Below are 387 nucleotides of genomic sequence, written 5' to 3'. Positions count from 1 at the left end.
GAAGTTTTTAACCCGCCTTCTTTTTTGAATAAATCACGGTACGATTCCACAACGCCGAAAACAGGCCCCTGCTCTGTCATAACCTTTACCCGGTGGCCCGGATAGGTAGCCGGAATGATGCCTCCGCGGTCGATAACCAGCAGCCTTCCCTGTTCATTCACTGCGGTTACCATGAGCCCGATCTCATCCAGATGGGCTGTCATCAGAATTTTAAGACGGCTCTCCGGGTTCAGGACGCATACCGTGTCCCCGATTTCATCCGTTCGCAGTTCATCGGCCAGCGGCTCCATGTACTTTCGGACAACCGCCTGGCCCTCTTCCTCAAACCCGGACACGGTTACCGCTTCCAGGAGCTCCTCTAAAAACCTTTCGTCTGTCATATTTATC

Annotated in this window: 1 protein-coding gene; it reads right to left on the bottom strand. The window is 53.0% G+C overall.

What is annotated here, in order from left to right; all coding sequences use genetic code 11:
• Positions 1–387, bottom strand: a 387-nt coding sequence (locus NE664_15560; GenBank protein MCQ4728050.1) for a M42 family peptidase, incomplete at both ends; no start/stop codon positions are given.

Origin of the sequence: Anaerotignum faecicola, assembly GCA_024460105.1 — a bacterium.
Lineage (GTDB): Bacteria > Bacillota > Clostridia > Lachnospirales > Anaerotignaceae > JANFXS01.
The sequence above is the reverse complement of the archived record's forward strand: the minus strand, read 5'-3'. Positions and strand labels throughout refer to the sequence as shown.